At 62.4% G+C, this 14,834-nt stretch carries 13 protein-coding genes; 8 read left to right on the top strand and 5 right to left on the bottom strand.

Going from position 1 to position 14,834, the window contains the following annotated elements; translation table 11 throughout:
• Nucleotides 1-244 precede the first annotated feature (244 nt).
• Nucleotides 245-1,444 (bottom strand): amidohydrolase family protein, encoded by a 1,200-nt coding sequence (locus AC1DUY_RS17065; RefSeq protein ID WP_478115746.1) that lies wholly within the window; start codon nucleotides 1,442-1,444, stop codon nucleotides 245-247.
• Between the two features lie 49 nt (nucleotides 1,445-1,493).
• Nucleotides 1,494-2,075, bottom strand: coding sequence for an amino acid synthesis family protein (locus tag AC1DUY_RS17060; RefSeq protein WP_184514327.1), 582 nt, complete (start codon nucleotides 2,073-2,075; stop codon nucleotides 1,494-1,496).
• A gap of 143 nt (nucleotides 2,076-2,218) precedes the next feature.
• Here AC1DUY_RS17060 and AC1DUY_RS17055 point away from each other — a divergent pair, with 143 nt between their 5' ends.
• From AC1DUY_RS17055 to AC1DUY_RS17045, 3 genes are all read left to right on the top strand, one after another.
• On the top strand, nucleotides 2,219-2,911 hold the full coding sequence (locus tag AC1DUY_RS17055) for a MarR family winged helix-turn-helix transcriptional regulator (RefSeq protein ID WP_478115744.1): 693 nt from the start codon (nucleotides 2,219-2,221) through the stop codon (nucleotides 2,909-2,911).
• 127 nt (nucleotides 2,912-3,038) lie between these two features.
• Nucleotides 3,039-4,244 (top strand): HlyD family secretion protein, encoded by a 1,206-nt coding sequence (locus tag AC1DUY_RS17050; protein ID WP_478115742.1) that lies wholly within the window; start codon nucleotides 3,039-3,041, stop codon nucleotides 4,242-4,244.
• Nucleotides 4,231-5,817 carry an MFS transporter gene (locus AC1DUY_RS17045; RefSeq protein WP_089268035.1) on the top strand — a complete coding sequence of 529 codons (1,587 nt, stop codon included), beginning with the start codon at nucleotides 4,231-4,233 and terminating at the stop codon, nucleotides 5,815-5,817. The genes AC1DUY_RS17050 and AC1DUY_RS17045 overlap by 14 nt, the downstream gene beginning before the upstream one ends.
• A 1,109-nt stretch (nucleotides 5,818-6,926) precedes the next feature.
• Here AC1DUY_RS17045 and AC1DUY_RS17040 read toward each other — a convergent pair.
• Both AC1DUY_RS17040 and AC1DUY_RS17035 read right to left on the bottom strand, forming a co-directional pair.
• Nucleotides 6,927-7,745, bottom strand: a complete 819-nt coding sequence (locus AC1DUY_RS17040) for a DUF2927 domain-containing protein (protein WP_089268029.1) — start codon at nucleotides 7,743-7,745, stop codon at nucleotides 6,927-6,929.
• 105 nt (nucleotides 7,746-7,850) lie between these two features.
• Nucleotides 7,851-8,465 (bottom strand): L,D-transpeptidase, encoded by a 615-nt coding sequence (locus tag AC1DUY_RS17035; protein WP_081422064.1) that lies wholly within the window; start codon nucleotides 8,463-8,465, stop codon nucleotides 7,851-7,853.
• A gap of 239 nt (nucleotides 8,466-8,704) precedes the next feature.
• On the opposite strand from AC1DUY_RS17035, the gene AC1DUY_RS17030 reads away from it, so the two are divergent.
• From AC1DUY_RS17030 to AC1DUY_RS17020, 3 genes are all read left to right on the top strand, one after another.
• The gene (locus AC1DUY_RS17030; RefSeq protein WP_089268028.1) at nucleotides 8,705-10,246 is read left to right on the top strand and encodes an acetolactate synthase large subunit; all 1,542 of its coding nucleotides are present in this window, start codon (nucleotides 8,705-8,707) and stop codon (nucleotides 10,244-10,246) included.
• A 286-nt stretch (nucleotides 10,247-10,532) separates the two neighbouring features.
• A complete protein-coding gene (locus AC1DUY_RS17025) occupies nucleotides 10,533-10,751 on the top strand; it encodes a hypothetical protein (RefSeq protein WP_120288809.1) in 219 nt (72 codons plus the stop codon).
• A 17-nt stretch (nucleotides 10,752-10,768) separates the two neighbouring features.
• On the top strand, nucleotides 10,769-10,978 hold the full coding sequence (locus AC1DUY_RS17020) for a hypothetical protein (RefSeq protein ID WP_139285955.1): 210 nt from the start codon (nucleotides 10,769-10,771) through the stop codon (nucleotides 10,976-10,978).
• Between the two features lie 15 nt (nucleotides 10,979-10,993).
• Here the strand turns inward: AC1DUY_RS17020 and AC1DUY_RS17015 are convergent, their stop codons facing one another.
• Nucleotides 10,994-11,872, bottom strand: a complete 879-nt coding sequence (locus tag AC1DUY_RS17015; RefSeq protein ID WP_478115738.1) for an AraC family transcriptional regulator — start codon at nucleotides 11,870-11,872, stop codon at nucleotides 10,994-10,996.
• A gap of 244 nt (nucleotides 11,873-12,116) precedes the next feature.
• Between AC1DUY_RS17015 and AC1DUY_RS17010 the strand changes: the two genes are divergently transcribed.
• Both AC1DUY_RS17010 and AC1DUY_RS17005 read left to right on the top strand, forming a co-directional pair.
• A complete protein-coding gene (locus AC1DUY_RS17010; RefSeq protein WP_478115736.1) occupies nucleotides 12,117-13,046 on the top strand; it encodes a 2-hydroxyacid dehydrogenase in 930 nt (309 codons plus the stop codon).
• Between the two features lie 161 nt (nucleotides 13,047-13,207).
• Nucleotides 13,208-14,794: an ABC transporter substrate-binding protein gene (locus tag AC1DUY_RS17005; RefSeq protein WP_478115734.1), complete on the top strand. Its 1,587-nt coding sequence runs from the start codon at nucleotides 13,208-13,210 to the stop codon at nucleotides 14,792-14,794.
• Nucleotides 14,795-14,834 lie beyond the last annotated feature (40 nt).

Below are 14,834 nucleotides of genomic sequence, written 5' to 3'. Positions count from 1 at the left end.
ACGCCGCTACTTCCTTAACCTCTCCCCGTCCTTTACGGGGAGAGGTCGCCGCGTCTTCGCGGCGGGTGAGGGGCCATTCTCGGTGTTCAACGCAAACGCAGTATGCGCAGTTCGGAGAACGTGCCGATTTGTGAGGGATCAAATGCGGCGGGTCTTGTGCCCTGCCCCTCACCCCACCCCTCTCCCCGTGCAGTACGGGGAGAGGGAGCCTACCGTGCGTGCCGCTGCTTCCCTGCAATCCCAGTCAATGCGCCGCAGCTCCTGAAAAATCCCGCGGCAATCTCGTCTCTGCCACGCGCACAGTCCGCATCCCCGCCGGCGTGTTCCGGCTGCGGCCGACAAAGCGCGGCACGCCGTCGGTGATCACCGCGCTCACTGCCGGCACGTCGCCATTCACAAGTCCTGATATTGCATTGTCCTGCGAGCCGCCGGCACAGGCGTCGATCAGCACCACGTCGGCATCCTTGCCGGGTTTCAGGAACCCACTGTTGAGCCGGTAGACCGTTGCATTGTTCCCCGTCGCCGCGGCGATCGCCTGTTCCGGCGGCATGCCGCCGAGACTCGCCAGATGGCTGATGGTGTAGAACATGCCGAGCGGCATGATCCCGCTGCCGGTCGGCGTATCCGTCGCGATCAGCAGGCGCTCCGGCTGTTTGGCCTCGTCGAGCAGCTTCGCCGTCAGAAGGGCGGTGCGCAGATTGCCGGCGGTGCAGAGCTGTAGCGCGATGTCGCTCTCATTGACGAGCCGCGCGAAGCCGGCTTCCGGCATCGCCACCGGTCCGCCATTGACGTGGAACGAGACGCTTGGATTGGACTTCAGTACATGTTCGGCCCAGATGCCCGATGAGCCGGGGATCGATGAGCCGCCGGTATGCATGGTGGTGACCATGCCGAGCTTGCGTGCGGCGAGCATCAAGGGCGCGTAGTCGAACGGTGTCTCGAATGCGCCGAAGCCGGCTTTGGCAAGCCACAGACCCGCTTTGACCAGTTCTTCCAGATCAGCCTCTGTGAGTCCCGGTTCAAGGATGATCGAGCCGGCATGGACGCGCATGCCGCCGGGGCGATAGTCGAGGAAACAGGCGCGGGCCGCCAGCGCCAGTGCCTTCACGCCGGCGGGATCCTTGGGGCGTCCGGGGACATGCACTTCGGACGCGGTGATCGACGTCGTGGTGCCGCCGTGCACGTAGCTTTCGAGATAGCCGACCACGCGCTGCCGCGGCGTGTAATCGCCGAAGGTGATGTGCACATGGCTGTCGATCAGACCGGGAATCGCCGTCGTGCCGGCGGCGTCGATCACCACATCGGCCGATGACACCTGGTCCGATGACAGTGTGCCGATCGCGCTGATGCGGCCATCCTGCATCAGGATGCCGTCGCCGTCGGCGAACGGCGCCTTGAGATCACCGGTGACGATGGTGCCGATATTGACGATGGCCGTTTTCATACCCGTCTCCGCAATCTCAAGGCCGTCCAAGGCCGCACAAAGCCGCAGCCTAGCGCAAGCCGTCCTTGCCGCCGATATCCCTCGCATTCAACCCGCCGACCCGCGCATTGAGCCGCCCACGATTGGCGAGACAGACGATCAGCGCAACTTCATCAGCCGCCGGCGCATCGGGTGGCAGCGTCACCGAGACGCCGTCATAATGCGAGCGGACATAGAGCGCGTCCTTGTGCGCCAGGGGAACGTCGATCAGGCAGCCGGGAGCGGCGAGCTTGGTGAAAGAGGGGATCCACGCTTCGGCGCCGCCCACGGCCTCGCGCAGCGGCGTCGCGAAAGTCGTGGTCAGCATCGCATTGGCATGTTCGAGTTCGCCGCCGAGGCCAACGACGCCGCCTTTGCCGTAGCTCTCCACCTTGTACGATCCCATCGCCTCGACGGCGAGCTTCGCCAGCACGGCGCCGACATCGACGCTGGCGGCAATTGCCTCGGCGAGGTCTTCGACATAGCGTCCGGCATAGGGATTGGCGACGATGGCCACGGCGGCGACGCGGCGCAGCGGCTGGTCATGCCGGTGGCCGGCCTCGACCTCCTTGTGGTCGGTGAAGCAGAGCAGGCGCCTGATATCGAGTTTCATGATGTTCTCCCGTCAGATTTGACGCCGATCCTGACCCAGTAAATGCATTTGATCAATAGCTTCGTTAAGAAGGTATGCAGAATCGCTTGACGAAGCAGGGGGCGCCAGCCAATCCTGTGGCGGATCGTTCACTGGGAAGCGGTATGTCTCGTTCCAAGGTTGCGCCGCTCTCCAAGACGCCGGCGCTGCGTAAATCCGAAAAGGCCGCGGCCAAGCCCGCAGTGAAGACGGGAGCCAAAACCGCGCTCAAGGCAAAACTTCCGGCTCCGGCGCTGACCACGTCGCGCAAGGCGCTGCTGGTCGATGGTTCCGATCATGCATTCCGGCAACTCGTGCACACATTGCTGGCGTTCCTCGCGCGTCACGAGACCGTGCGTGAGGGGCATGCCGCCGCGATCGGCCTGGCCGGGATCGAATACACTGTGCTGATCTCGGTCAAATATCTGGCCGCTGAAGGCGATGTCAGCGTGCGCGAACTCGCAGCGCATCTGCATCTCAGCGGCGCTTTCGTCACCACGGTGTCCAACAAGCTGCAGCAGATGGGATTGCTCGACAAGCTCGTCGATCCCGCCGATCGCAGGCGTCTGCGTCTCATGGTGACGCAGGCCGGTGACGCGCTGCTCATGAGCCTCAATCCGACGCAGCGTCAGGTCAATGACGTGCAGTTCGATTGTCTCAACGCGGACGAATTTCATCAATTGCTGGGGAGCGTCGAGCGACTCGTCGAATCCAGCGAGCGCGCCATTGCGCTGCAACGCTATCTGCAGCCGCGCGGTCCGGATACTCCGGCGCCATCTGATGGCGGCGACAAACCGGCACGCCGCAAAAAGATATAAAATCTGCGGTCTTTGGTACGAATCGAACCCGAATGCTGCGGCACCGGTATGGATTGCCGATATCGGGCGATTGAATCGGGTGCGACGACATGAGACATAATGTCACTCAGGTCGCTGCGAGGAAGACATGTCCCAGCTTGATGCATCCCCAACGCCGCAACCGGCGCCGTCACAACCTGTTGCGCCGACACCGGCACAACCGGCTGCGCAACCGCCCGCACAGCCTGCGGCGTTGACGCCAGCACAGCCTGCTGCGCTGACACCCGCGCAGCAGGCGTGGCGTCGTCTTGCGATTCCGCTGCTGGCCGTTGCTGCCGCGGTTGTCTTCATCGTTCTGGCCACCACCCGCTGGGACATCTGGATGGGCAACCGCGCGGTGCAAACCACCAACGATGCCTATATCCGCGCGCAGACAACGCGGCTGTCGAGCCGCGTGGCCGGTGCCGTGAAAGCCGTGCCGGTGAACGACTTCCAGCACGTCAAAGCCGGCGATCTGCTGATCCAGATCGATCCCGCGGATTACGAGGCGCAGGTAGCGCAAGCCGAAGCCGGCGTCGCCGGTGCGCAGGCGGCGCTGGACAATCTCGCCAACCAGGTCGAGCTGCAATACGCCACCATCGCGCAGGCCGAGGCGCAGCGCGTGTCGGCGCAGGCGATGGAAGTGCAGGCGCAACAGGAGCGGGAACGTCAGGCTTCGCTGACGCAGACCGAAGCCGGCACGCGGCAGCGCTTCGAACAGGCAACTGCCGCCTATGCCAAGGCACAGGCCGATGTAAAGGCGAGTGGCGCGGTGATCGCCGCCCAGAAACATCAGCTCGAAGTGCTCGCCGGCACGCGCAAGCAGCGCGCCGCCGATCTGCTCGGCGCCAAGGCGACGCTCGATGCTGCCAGGCTACGCCTCGGTTATACGAAGATCGTCGCGCCCTTCGACGGCGTGGTCAGCGAGCGTCAGGTGCAGCCGGGCGATTATGTGAATATCGGCTCCAGCCTGATCAGCATCGTGCCGCTGCCCGACGTCTATGTCATCGCCAATTTCAAGGAAACGCAGCTCACGCGTGTGAAGCCCGGCCAGCCTGTCGATATCGTGGTCGATACGTTCTCCGCGGAGACCCTGCGCGGCCGTGTCGAGCGTGTCTCGCCGGCGTCGGGATCGCAATTCGCCTTGCTGCCGCCGGATAACGCCACCGGCAATTTCACCAAGGTCGTGCAGCGCGTGCCGGTCCGCATCACGCTCGACAAGGGGCAGCCGCTGCTCGACCGGTTGCTGCCGGGCATGTCGGTGACCGCGAGCATCAACACCGACGCGCCGGCGGCCGGCAATGGCGGAAAGTAAGGTCATCGAAAGCGGCCCGGTCTCGACCGGGGGCGTTTCGCACCATCCGATCTTTGCGGTCGGGGCAGTGCTGCTCGGCGCGTTCCTTGCCAATTTTGATACGCGAATCTTCTCCATCGGTCTCGCCGATCTGCGCGGGGCGCTGGGGCTGAGTTTCGACGAAGGCGCGTGGCTCTCCACCGCCGGAACAGCGTCGCAGATCTTCATCGCGCCTGCGGTGGCCTGGATGGCCACCGTGTTCGGGCTCCGCCGCGTGCTCGGCATTCCCGCTCTGGTCTATGCGGCGATCTCGCTGGTGATCCCGCTGGTGCGCGACTACAATCTGCTGCTGGTGCTGAACATCGTGCACGGCATGCTGCTTGGCACCTTCGTACCGGCAACGCTGCTGATCATCTTTCGCAATCTGCCGATGAAGTGGTGGCTACCGGCCATTGCGATCTATTCCATTCGCGTCGGCTTCTCGCTCAATTCCGGCACCGCGCTGGTCGGCTTCTATGTCAGCCACATCGGCTGGCAATGGATGTTCTGGCAGGATGTCATCATCGCGCCGCTGCTCGCGCTGTTCGTCTGGCTCGGCACACCGCGCGAGCCGATCAATCGCTTCGTGCTGTGCGAGGCCGATTGGGGCGGCATGCTCTTGCTCGGCACCGGCATGGCCATGATCTATGCGGGGCTCGATCAGGGCAACCGGCTGGACTGGCTGGGTTCGGGTACGGTGGTGGCGCTGCTTGGCGGCGGCACGGTCCTGACCGTCGGCTTCTTCATCAATGAGTCGGTGGTCAAACGGCCATGGGCGCATGCCGAGGTGCTGCTGTCGCGCAATATCGGTCTCGCGCTGCTGACGATCATTCTCTACACCATGACCAGCCTGTCCAATTCATCGTTGGCGCCGAATTTTCTCACCAACATCGCGCTGTTGCGGCCGGAGCAGTCCGGCATGTTGTTTCTGCTCTATGCCGTCGTGCCGATGATCGTGCTGGTGCCGCTGTCGATCTGGCTCATTCGCTACTACGACGTGAAGCTGACGCTGATCATTGGCCTTGCGGCATTCGCCGCCGCCGCGCTCCTGGGCACGCAGCTCACCCATGAATGGGCGCTTGGCGATTTCATCCCGATGGTGATGTTGCAGTCGCTTGGGCAGAGCTTCACGCTGCTGCCCATCGTGATCATCGCGCTGTCGAATTCCGATCCGTCGCGCGCCACCGCCTTTGCGGCCTATATCCAGGTCTTCCGACTCGGCGGCGCCGAGATCGGCATCGCGTTGATGGGCACCTGGCTGCGCGTGCGCGAGCAGATCCATTCGAATCTGCTCGGCCAGCATGTCGCCAGCGGCGATGCCGATGTCGTCGGCATTCTTGCCAAGCTCACCGGCCGCTTCGCCAGCCATGGTGAGGGTCTCGCACAAGCGCGCGGCATCGGCACGCTCGCAAGCCTCGTGCAGCGCGAGGCCAATACGCTGGCCTATATCGACGGCTTCTGGCTCACCTTCTGGTTCGCGATGGCAGCGCTGATCGTCGTGTCGCTGATCGGCAATGCGCCGAAGGGACCGTTCACGCCGAAGCCGCGGGGGTGAGGGGGATCTCTCTCGTCATTCCGGGGCGTGTGTCTGGGCTCGTCATTCCGGGGCGCACGAGGCGGCGCAGCCGCGTAGTGCGAACCCGGAATCCCGAAGTGTTCAGCGCAAAACATGTCGGGATTCCGGGTTCGCGATACGCCGCCTTCGGCGTCTCCTCGCGCCCCGGAATGACAGTTTGGCGCACCGAAACTTTTTTTCCTATATCCCGTTGACACCATCCCTATCAGGTTTATATTCCCCTCCGTCCTGCCCCACCGAGAGGGGCGATCGCGATCGTCACGTTCGCGGGGTGGGATGCGGTGGACGCCGGAGATGCGGCGTCACGCGGTTCATGGGGGACGTCTGTCTTCGGGCAGGACGGATCTGCGCCAGCACTGCCACTGGCAAGGAGACGTTTGGCCTTCGGATGGAAAGACCCCTGGACAGTGTGACGGACGACCAAGTCAAAACGCGTTCGGCCAAGTGCTTTGCGGCTACCCTGTCCCTCCGCCCTGGGACACTAATTTTGGTGATGGGACCGTTCGCCATGGCAGATGTGCAGGCAACCGAAAAAAACACCGCAGGCGGAACGCCGGGCACTTGCTCGGCGCCTCCGAAAGTCCTGATGCACTCTAAATTGCGGAAGACCGCATCGCATCAGGCCCAAGGGTGCAACGGGCACCTGGCGTTCCGCACGCCCTCTCACAAGGGGCGGGAATGCAAAGAACGACGGCGCCCCCGCGCCGCAAACAATGGGGGTGATGACGCATGTCTGGAGAGCAGTGGCTGTTTGACAGTTGAATCTGAAATAACGTGACGCGCGCACGCTCAAACCAGACGCCGTCATGCCCGGCGCATGCCGGGTATCCACGCCTGGGCGACATCCACAGCAAGGCGTGGATGGCCGGAACAAGTCCGGCCATGACGTGTGCAGAAGCCTGGGATCATTGCGAAGCTCGCTTCGCGTAGTCGGGCCACGACGACCGAGAGCATCACGCGGGATCGCAGGATGGGTGGAGTGCAGGCGCATCGCGCAGGAGCGAAACCCATCAACCACACAAGCTCAGAAAAGCGATGGTTTCGCGAGGACGCTCTACCCATCCTACGATTGCGGACGACGCTCGCCGCTAATCCTGCAGCTCGTTCACCTTGCTCACCCAGATACGCACGTCAGTGAGCACCTGCGGCAGCACGTCCTTGACCTCCTGCACGGTCATGCCGGCCTTGATGCGGGGATCGTAGAGGATGTTGAGGATGTACTGGTCGTAGACGTCGAAGAAGCCCATCTGGACGTTGTCGTTGAACATCGTCCACGGCACCGTACTGGTATCGTTGATCGGGCCCAGCGACTGCAGCAATTCCTCATAGGCGCAATCGAGAAAGACGAAGTCGCCATTGTCGACGGTAAGGATCACGTCGGAGCGTTCGATCTCGAAGGCCTCGTTCTTGCGGAAGCCGGACAGGCATTGCGGGTCGAGGGAGTCGCGGATCTCGTTGGCCCGGTCGGTGCCATAGAAGGTCGAGATGGTGCGATAGAGATCGCGGTCGCGCACCAGCTTCACCAGTACATTGGCGTCGTCGCGGTTGTCCGCCATGGCGATGTTGAGATGCTGCACCCGGCGCGCGATGTCGGTCACAACCTTGGCGATTTGAGCCTTGCGGTCGGCACGGCCCTCGGCGAAGACCCGCACCGGAAGCTCATATTTGCGGATGCGGTCGACGCGGCCGGCGAGGTGATATTCGGCGCCAAAGGCGGTCTTGAAAAAACCGTCGATGATCTCGCTGTCGGTGAAGGTCTTCTTCTCGGTGCGCTGGCGCGCCGTAACGGCGGGCGGCTCGCTCGCACCGGCATAAGACGGCTGCGGCACGAAGGCGGTCAAAGACGCTAGCGCCAGCAGCGCGGCAATCGTCCGGACGATGAATCGATCTGGTGTCGGGGCGGGCATTATTACTCAAGTTCTCGCAATGCGCGTATTTGCGCAAGCGTTCAGTGCCGCCCCCGCGGACTATTCGAAGGCTTCCCGCAGGAAGCCTTCGTTCTCAGGTCAAGCTCAGTTCTTGACGATGACCGTCGCGCCGACCGAGACGCGGTTATAGAGATCGGTGACATCGTCATTGGTCATGCGGAAGCATCCCGAGGACACGGCCTGCCCGATGGTCTCCGGCTCGTTCGAGCCGTGGATGCGGTACAGCGTCGAGCCGAGATACATGGCGCGGGCGCCGAGCGGGTTGTCGATGCCGCCGGGCATGTGGCGGGGCAAATCGGGCCGGCGGGCGAGCATCTGGGCCGGCGGGGTCCAGCTCGGCCATTCCTTCTTGGCGGTGACGCGGTGGACGCCGCCCCAGCGGAAGCCATCGCGGCCGACGCCGATGCCATAGCGCAGCGCCTGGCCGCCCGGCTGCACCAGATAGAGCCGGCGCTCGGCGGTGTTCACGACGATGGTCCCAGGGGCGTAATTGCTGTGGAAGCCGACGGTCTGGCGCTGGATCGGGCCGGAGCTGTTGCCGCCGCCATTGCCGAAATTGGAGAAGAAGTTGGAGAGCGACGGGCCGTCGTCGACCTCGAAGTCCTGCGCCGGCGGCTGGTTGCGAACGCGTGCATCGGCAGGAAACGCAATTGTGGTGAACGCGGCTGCGGCAAAAAAGAGAGCAAAAAGGCGCTTCATCATGGTCCTCGCCAGAAAAAATTGAGGCCCAAGACAGGCCATAAATCGCCCCGATCCGCAACCCACGGCCGTGTGAGGACAGCCCGGATGGAGCGATAATAACCGGCGTTCAGCCCGCCCCGCGGCCCTCACAACGAAGCCTTGCGTTCCGACCCTTTGACGGGCCCTCCGAACAATGGTTCATCAGCCCCCGAGATCAAGAAACCGAGATACGACCCTGAATCAAACGGAGTGAGACGATGAACGGTGCGGAAAGCCTGGTGCGGACATTGGTGGCGGGCAATGTGGATGTCTGCTTTGCCAATCCGGGAACGTCGGAAATGCATTTCGTTGCGGCGCTCGACCGCGTCGAAGGCATGCGCTGCGTGCTCGGCCTGTTCGAAGGCGTCGTCACCGGCGCGGCGGATGGCTACTTCCGCATGAAGGGCACCCCGGCCTCGACGCTGCTGCATCTCGGTCCCGGCCTCGCCAATGGCCTCGCCAACCTGCACAATGCCAAGAAGGCCAATTCGGGCATCGTCAACATCGTCGGCCAGCATGCCGTCTATCACATCGAATACAACGCGCCGCTGACCTCGGACATCGAGGGCCTCGCCCGTCCGATGTCGCAGTGGGTGCACACCTCGCCGGATTCCAAGTCGGTGGCCAAGGACGGCGCCGCAGCAATTGCCGCCGCCAAGGATCGCCAGATCGCGACGCTGATCCTGCCCGCTGACACCGCATGGGGCGCGGCCGATGGCGTGGCCCCGGTGCCAGCCGAGAAGCAGAGCGCCGGTTATTCGGCGCAGGCCGTCGAGACCGCCGCCAGGATCATGAAGGACGGTGGCGCCTCGACGCTGCTGCTGATGACCGGCCAGGGGCTGACCGAGAAGGGCCTGGCGCTGGCCGAGCAGATCGCCGGCAAGACCGGCTGCAAGGTGATGGGCCAGACCTATAATCCGCGCATGGCGCGCGGCCGCGGCCGGTTCTCCATCGACCGCATTCCCTATGTGATCGAAGCCGCACTTCCGCTGCTGAAGGATTTCAAGAACATCGTGCTGGTGGAAGCCAACGATCCCGTGGCCTTCTTCGCCTATCCGAACAAGCCGAGCATGCTGAAGCCGGAAGGCTGCGAAGTGCATCGCATCACCGCCGGCGGCGAGAACTCGATCGCTGCGCTCGAAGCACTGGCCGGCGCGCTCGGCGCCAAGCCATCGGATGTGAAGCCGCAGAAGCTCGCCGAACTGGTGAAGCCGACCGGCGCGCTGAACCACACCACGATTGCGCAGGCGATTGCCTATGCGATCCCGGAAAACGCCATCATGGTCGATGAGTCGTTGACCACCGGTCGCGGATTCTTCCCGCCGACCGCAGCGGCTGCGCCGCATGACTGGCTGCAGAACATGGGCGGCTCGATCGGCTTCTCGACCCCGGTCGCCACCGGCGCCGCCGTGGCCTGCCCGGACCGCAAGGTGATCTGCATGGTTGGTGACGGCAGCGCGATGTACACGCTGCAGTCGCTGTGGACCCAGGCCCGCGAAGAGCTCGACATCACCACCATCGTGTTCGCCAACCGCAAGTATCAAATCCTGCTCGGTGAATTCGCCGGCGTCGATGCCGGCGAGCCGGGCCAGCGCGCCCTCGATATGCTCAACCTCGACCGTCCGACGCTCGACTGGGTGTCGCTCGCCAAGGGCATGGGCGTCCCCGGCGTTTCGGTATCGAACGTCGACGACTTCAACAAGGCGCTTGCCAACGCGATCGCCGCGAAGGGTCCGAAGCTGATCGAAGTGGTGATGTGAGCAGGGCTGAGCCATAGCTGGCAAATACCCCGCTACCAAGTGGGGTCCCTGCCAAATAGAGAAAGGCTCCGGATCACTCCGGAGCCTTTTCAGTACTGTTCCCTACTGACGAAATGATACCAATGGAAACACGTTCCGATTTTTCGGCACAACTTCGCGCAGTGCTTTCTCCGGCAGGGATTGTGCTTTGCAACCTGCGCGCATCGGGAACAATAGTTGTGAACATCGCGTTGCAAAGGGGCAGCTACCGTACACACAAGTTATTTCAGCGCACTCATAAGATCAGATGGCAAAAAATCGTTGGGACGAGGAACAGATTGAAATTTTGAAAGGGCTTATCGCGCGTAAAGTATCGCTGGCCAGAGCCGCAGTGATCATGAAACGACCGCAGAGTTCCGTTCAGATCCAGGCACGCCGGCTCGGAGCACCATTCCCCGGTGTTCGAGCGACTAAAGCGCGGTTGAAGGCCCAAATCGATGAAGCCGAGAAGAAAGCGTTGCGGTGAAAAGCGCGATTGAGCTTGTGGTTGCCGCCTATGTCGACACAAACCAGCTAAGTGCGTTGCAAGATCTCAAGGTGCATCGCGAAACGCTGGCGGCGTCCGTCCGCAACAGAATGGACTTCAATTTCGGCGTACTGCTCGGGCAGCTCGACGACGACATCCGCGAAATCGAAGCCGGTATTCGCCGATTGCGTGCTTCGATGGAAGCGCGGCCAGCGGTCGAGTCCTAAGCTGGTGCGCGTCGGTTACGTTGCCAAGTCCTCCGTCTGTTCGCTCCAGCGCAGATAGTCGCGTGGTGAAATCCCCATCGAGCGACGGAACATGGCGCTGAATGCACTTGGACTATCATAGCCAAGATCGAGCGCCACATTGGTCACCGGCTCGCGCATGGTCAGGCGCGACAGCGCTTCCATCAATCGCACCTGCTGGCGCCATTCGGCGAAGCTCATGCCGGTCTCGCGGCGAAACAGCCGTGTCAGCGTCCGTCGGCCGAGGCCGCCGATCTGCGACCAGGATTCCAGATCCTGATTGTTGCCGGGCTCGCGCAGGATCGCCTCGCAGATCCGCGCGAGGCGGCGATCCTGCGGCATCGGCGCACGCAATGGCACCGCGGGCATGCGGCCGATTTCGGCAAGCATCAAATTCATGATCTGGCCTTCGCGGCCATTCATATCGTATTCGGTCGGGAAGGTGACGGCCTCGTTGAGCAGCGCGCGTACCAGCGACGACACTTCCATCAGCTGGCACGACGTCGGCAGGCCGTTGGCTGCTTCGGGTTCGACATACAGCGTACGCAGCTGCACGGTGCCCCAGCAGCGGCTTTGATGGACAACGCCGGGCGGGATCCACAGCGCATGCTGCGGCGATACGGTCCAGCTGCCAGTCTCGGTGATGACCGTCATGACGCCGGTCAGGCCGTGCAGGAACTGCGCGCGGCGGTGGCTGTGCCGGACGCCGACGCCGCCCGAGGAGAATTCGGCAGCCATCGCAACCACCGGACGTTGTGCGCCCTGGAGTGCATCGGCGCGACGGCCGCTGGCCTCGAACCCGGAAAAACTCACCATGGCCGGCGGCGCGACGCGCTGGCGCGGCGTGGCGCATGAAATTGAAGAGATATGGCCCATACGCGACAAATCCTGACCCTGTGAAGACGGAGATGATGCGCTGACATCGTACCCTAGGATAGAGGTTTTGAGCGCATCGTTCCGGACGTTGCCATTCTCAAAGCAGGCTTCATGCCACTAGCGCGTTTTCCAGCGAAGTGGGTACCGGTTCGCATTAAGAAAACGCGTAAAACAACAATTCTGAGCCCCGTTCCGATTCAATCGGAACGGAAAAGGCTCGGGCAGAAACAAACGCAGGAATTCGATGACCCGCATTACTCTCATGACAACCCTGTCCAACACCATGGGCTTTCTGGAGAACCACCTGAAGCGGGCGGTTCCCGGCGCAGTCGTGACCACTTGGCCGGAGCAGGGCGCGCTGGACGGGGAGGTTGTGGTCTGCTGGAAACCACCCGCGGGCGTGATGGCGACCATGCCGAATTTGCGGCTGATCCATTCCATCGCCGCCGGTGTGGACAATGTGTTGTCCGACACGGCACTGCCGGACCTGCCGCTGTGCCGGATCGTCGATCCGCTCTTGGGTAGAGCGATGGCCGAATATGTGCTGTGGGGCACGCTGTATTTTCATCGCGAGTTCGACCGCGTCTCCACCAATGCCCGCAATGGGCACTGGCATCGCTACGATCAGGTCGCGGCCGCCGACAAGCGCGTCGGCATTCTCGGCCTCGGCACCCTCGGAATCCAGGCTGCCACTCTGCTGAAATCGGTCGGCTACAAGGTCTCCGGCTGGTCGCGCTCCGCAAAACAGGTCGAGGGTGTGGACGTCTTCGCCGGCGACGCCGCGCTCGACGATTTCCTGGCGCAGACCGATATCCTCGTCTGCCTGCTGCCGCTAACGCAGAGCACGATGGGAATCCTGAATGCTGATCGCTTTGCCCGCCTGCCGAAAGGGGCGGCACTTATCCTCTGCAGCCGAGGCGAGCATCTGAACGTTCCAGACCTCGTTGCCTCATTGCGATCGGGCCATCTGCGCGGCGCGGTTCTCGACGTGTTCGACAAGGAGCCGCTGCAGCCTGACAATCCTCTCTGGACGGAGCCGGGTATTCTGGTGACGCCGCACATGGCCGGATTGGCCAAACCGCGCGTCATTGCCGACCAGATTGCCGAGAATATCCGCCGTCTCAAGGCTGGAGAGATTCTACTCAACCGCGTCGATCCGGCACTGGGATACTGAATGCCTGCTCATTCACGGAACATGTTCGGCTCTCAGACAATGCCGGCCCGATCGCGATGATGATCGGCCCGGCGACGGCGGCGGCTTGAATTTTGCAAGCTCATCCTTGCGCGTCAGTGCAACCCTGACGTTCAACCCTCTGTGTCCATCGGGAGAGCTGAATGAATCGACGTGAGTTTACGAAATTGCTGGGTCTGAGCGCTACGGCGCTGTCGGGCATCCCGCTCGGCATCACCCGCGCCATGGGGCAGACCAGAGGCGGTACGCTCAATACGATCATCCAGCCCGAACCGCCGATCCTGGTCACGGCGATCAATCAGCAACAGCCGACCCTCACCGTCGGCGGCAAACTCTATGAGAGCCTGCTGCGTTACGATTTTGATCTCAAGCCGATTCCCGGCCTCGCCAAATCATGGGAGGTTTCGCCGGACGGGCTGACCTACACGTTCAAGCTGTTCCCGAACATCACGTTTCACGACGGCAAGCCGCTCACGTCGGAAGACGTGATCTTCACCATGACCAAGGTGCTGATGGAAACCCATGCGCGCGGTCGCGTGACATTTGCGCGCATCGCAAAGGCGGAAGCGCCCGATCCACTGACGGTGATCTTCACGCTGAAGTCGCCCTTCGCGCCGTTCCTGACGTCACTGGATTGCACCACGGCGCCGATCCTGCCGAAGCACATCTATGAGGGGACCGACTATCGCAAGAATCCCGCCAATGCGCAGGCAATCGGCTGCGGTCCGTTCAAGCTCAAGGAGTGGGTCAAGGGATCGCACATCCATTTTGTCCGGCACGAAGGTTATCATCGGCCGGGCGAGCCCTATCTCGACGAAATCATCTACCGCGCGATCCCCGATGGTGCGTCGCGTACCGTGGCGGTCGAGCAGGGCAAGGTGCAGCTGACGCAGTGGGGCGATATCGAATTCTTCGAGGTGCCGCGGTTGTCGAAACTGCCGAATTACGAGGTGTCCACCAAGGGCTACGAATTCTTCGCACCACATCAATGGATCGAACTCAACAACCGCATCAAGCCGATGGACGACAAGCGTTTTCGTCAGGCCGTGATGCATGCGATCGACCGCAAGGCGATGCTGCAGCGAATCTATTTCGGGCTCGGCAAGCTGGCGACCGGCCCGATTTCGTCGAAGACCCGATTCTACGACAAGAACGTCAAGACCTATGACTACTCTGTCGATAAGGCGAAGGCGCTGCTCGACGAGATGGGGCTGAAGCCGGGTCCGGATGGCAAGCGCGTTACGCTGCGCTATCTGATCTCGCCAGTCAGCGAGGCCAATACGCGCGCCGCCGAGTTCCTGCGCCAGTCACTCGGGCGCGTCGGCATCGATCTGCAATTGCAGACAACCGATATCGCCGGCTGGGCGCAAAAGTTCGCCGATTGGGATTACGATATGACCGCCAACCTGGTCTACCAGTTCGGCGATCCCGCACTCGGTGTGGCGCGCACTTACATCACATCGAATATCAAGAAGGGCATCCTGTTCTCGAACACCGCCGGTTATTCCAATCCGGAAGTTGATCGCCTGTTCGAAGAAGCAGCCGTGGCGACATCCGATGACAAGCGGCAGGAGCTTTATAGTCAGGTCCAGAGAATTCTCGTTGAGGACGTTCCTGTGGTCTGGACGTTCGAGCAGGACTATCCGAACTTCATCGACAAGCGGCTGAAGAACGTGTTGTCGACGGCGATCGGGGTGCACGAGACATTCGGGGCGGTGAGTTTCGGATGACGTTGAGCGCTTCAAATATCTTTGCTACAAAGGAATTAAG

The organism is Tardiphaga sp. P4_G1, from assembly GCF_056401215.1.
Note: the sequence above shows the minus strand (reverse complement) of the source record. Positions and strands in the feature narration are given on the sequence as shown.

Coding starts and splice junctions, on each gene's coding strand:
- AC1DUY_RS17065 (WP_478115746.1), bottom strand. CDS start 1,444: ATGAAAACGGCCATCGTCAATATCGGCACCATCGTCACCGGTGATCTC.
- AC1DUY_RS17060 (WP_184514327.1), bottom strand. CDS start 2,075: ATGAAACTCGATATCAGGCGCCTGCTCTGCTTCACCGACCACAAGGAG.
- AC1DUY_RS17055 (WP_478115744.1), top strand. CDS start 2,219: ATGTCTCGTTCCAAGGTTGCGCCGCTCTCCAAGACGCCGGCGCTGCGT.
- AC1DUY_RS17050 (WP_478115742.1), top strand. CDS start 3,039: ATGTCCCAGCTTGATGCATCCCCAACGCCGCAACCGGCGCCGTCACAA.
- AC1DUY_RS17045 (WP_089268035.1), top strand. CDS start 4,231: ATGGCGGAAAGTAAGGTCATCGAAAGCGGCCCGGTCTCGACCGGGGGC.
- AC1DUY_RS17040 (WP_089268029.1), bottom strand. CDS start 7,745: ATGCCCGCCCCGACACCAGATCGATTCATCGTCCGGACGATTGCCGCG.
- AC1DUY_RS17035 (WP_081422064.1), bottom strand. CDS start 8,465: ATGAAGCGCCTTTTTGCTCTCTTTTTTGCCGCAGCCGCGTTCACCACA.
- AC1DUY_RS17030 (WP_089268028.1), top strand. CDS start 8,705: ATGAACGGTGCGGAAAGCCTGGTGCGGACATTGGTGGCGGGCAATGTG.
- AC1DUY_RS17025 (WP_120288809.1), top strand. CDS start 10,533: ATGGCAAAAAATCGTTGGGACGAGGAACAGATTGAAATTTTGAAAGGG.
- AC1DUY_RS17015 (WP_478115738.1), bottom strand. CDS start 11,872: ATGGGCCATATCTCTTCAATTTCATGCGCCACGCCGCGCCAGCGCGTC.
- AC1DUY_RS17010 (WP_478115736.1), top strand. CDS start 12,117: ATGACCCGCATTACTCTCATGACAACCCTGTCCAACACCATGGGCTTT.
- AC1DUY_RS17005 (WP_478115734.1), top strand. CDS start 13,208: ATGAATCGACGTGAGTTTACGAAATTGCTGGGTCTGAGCGCTACGGCG.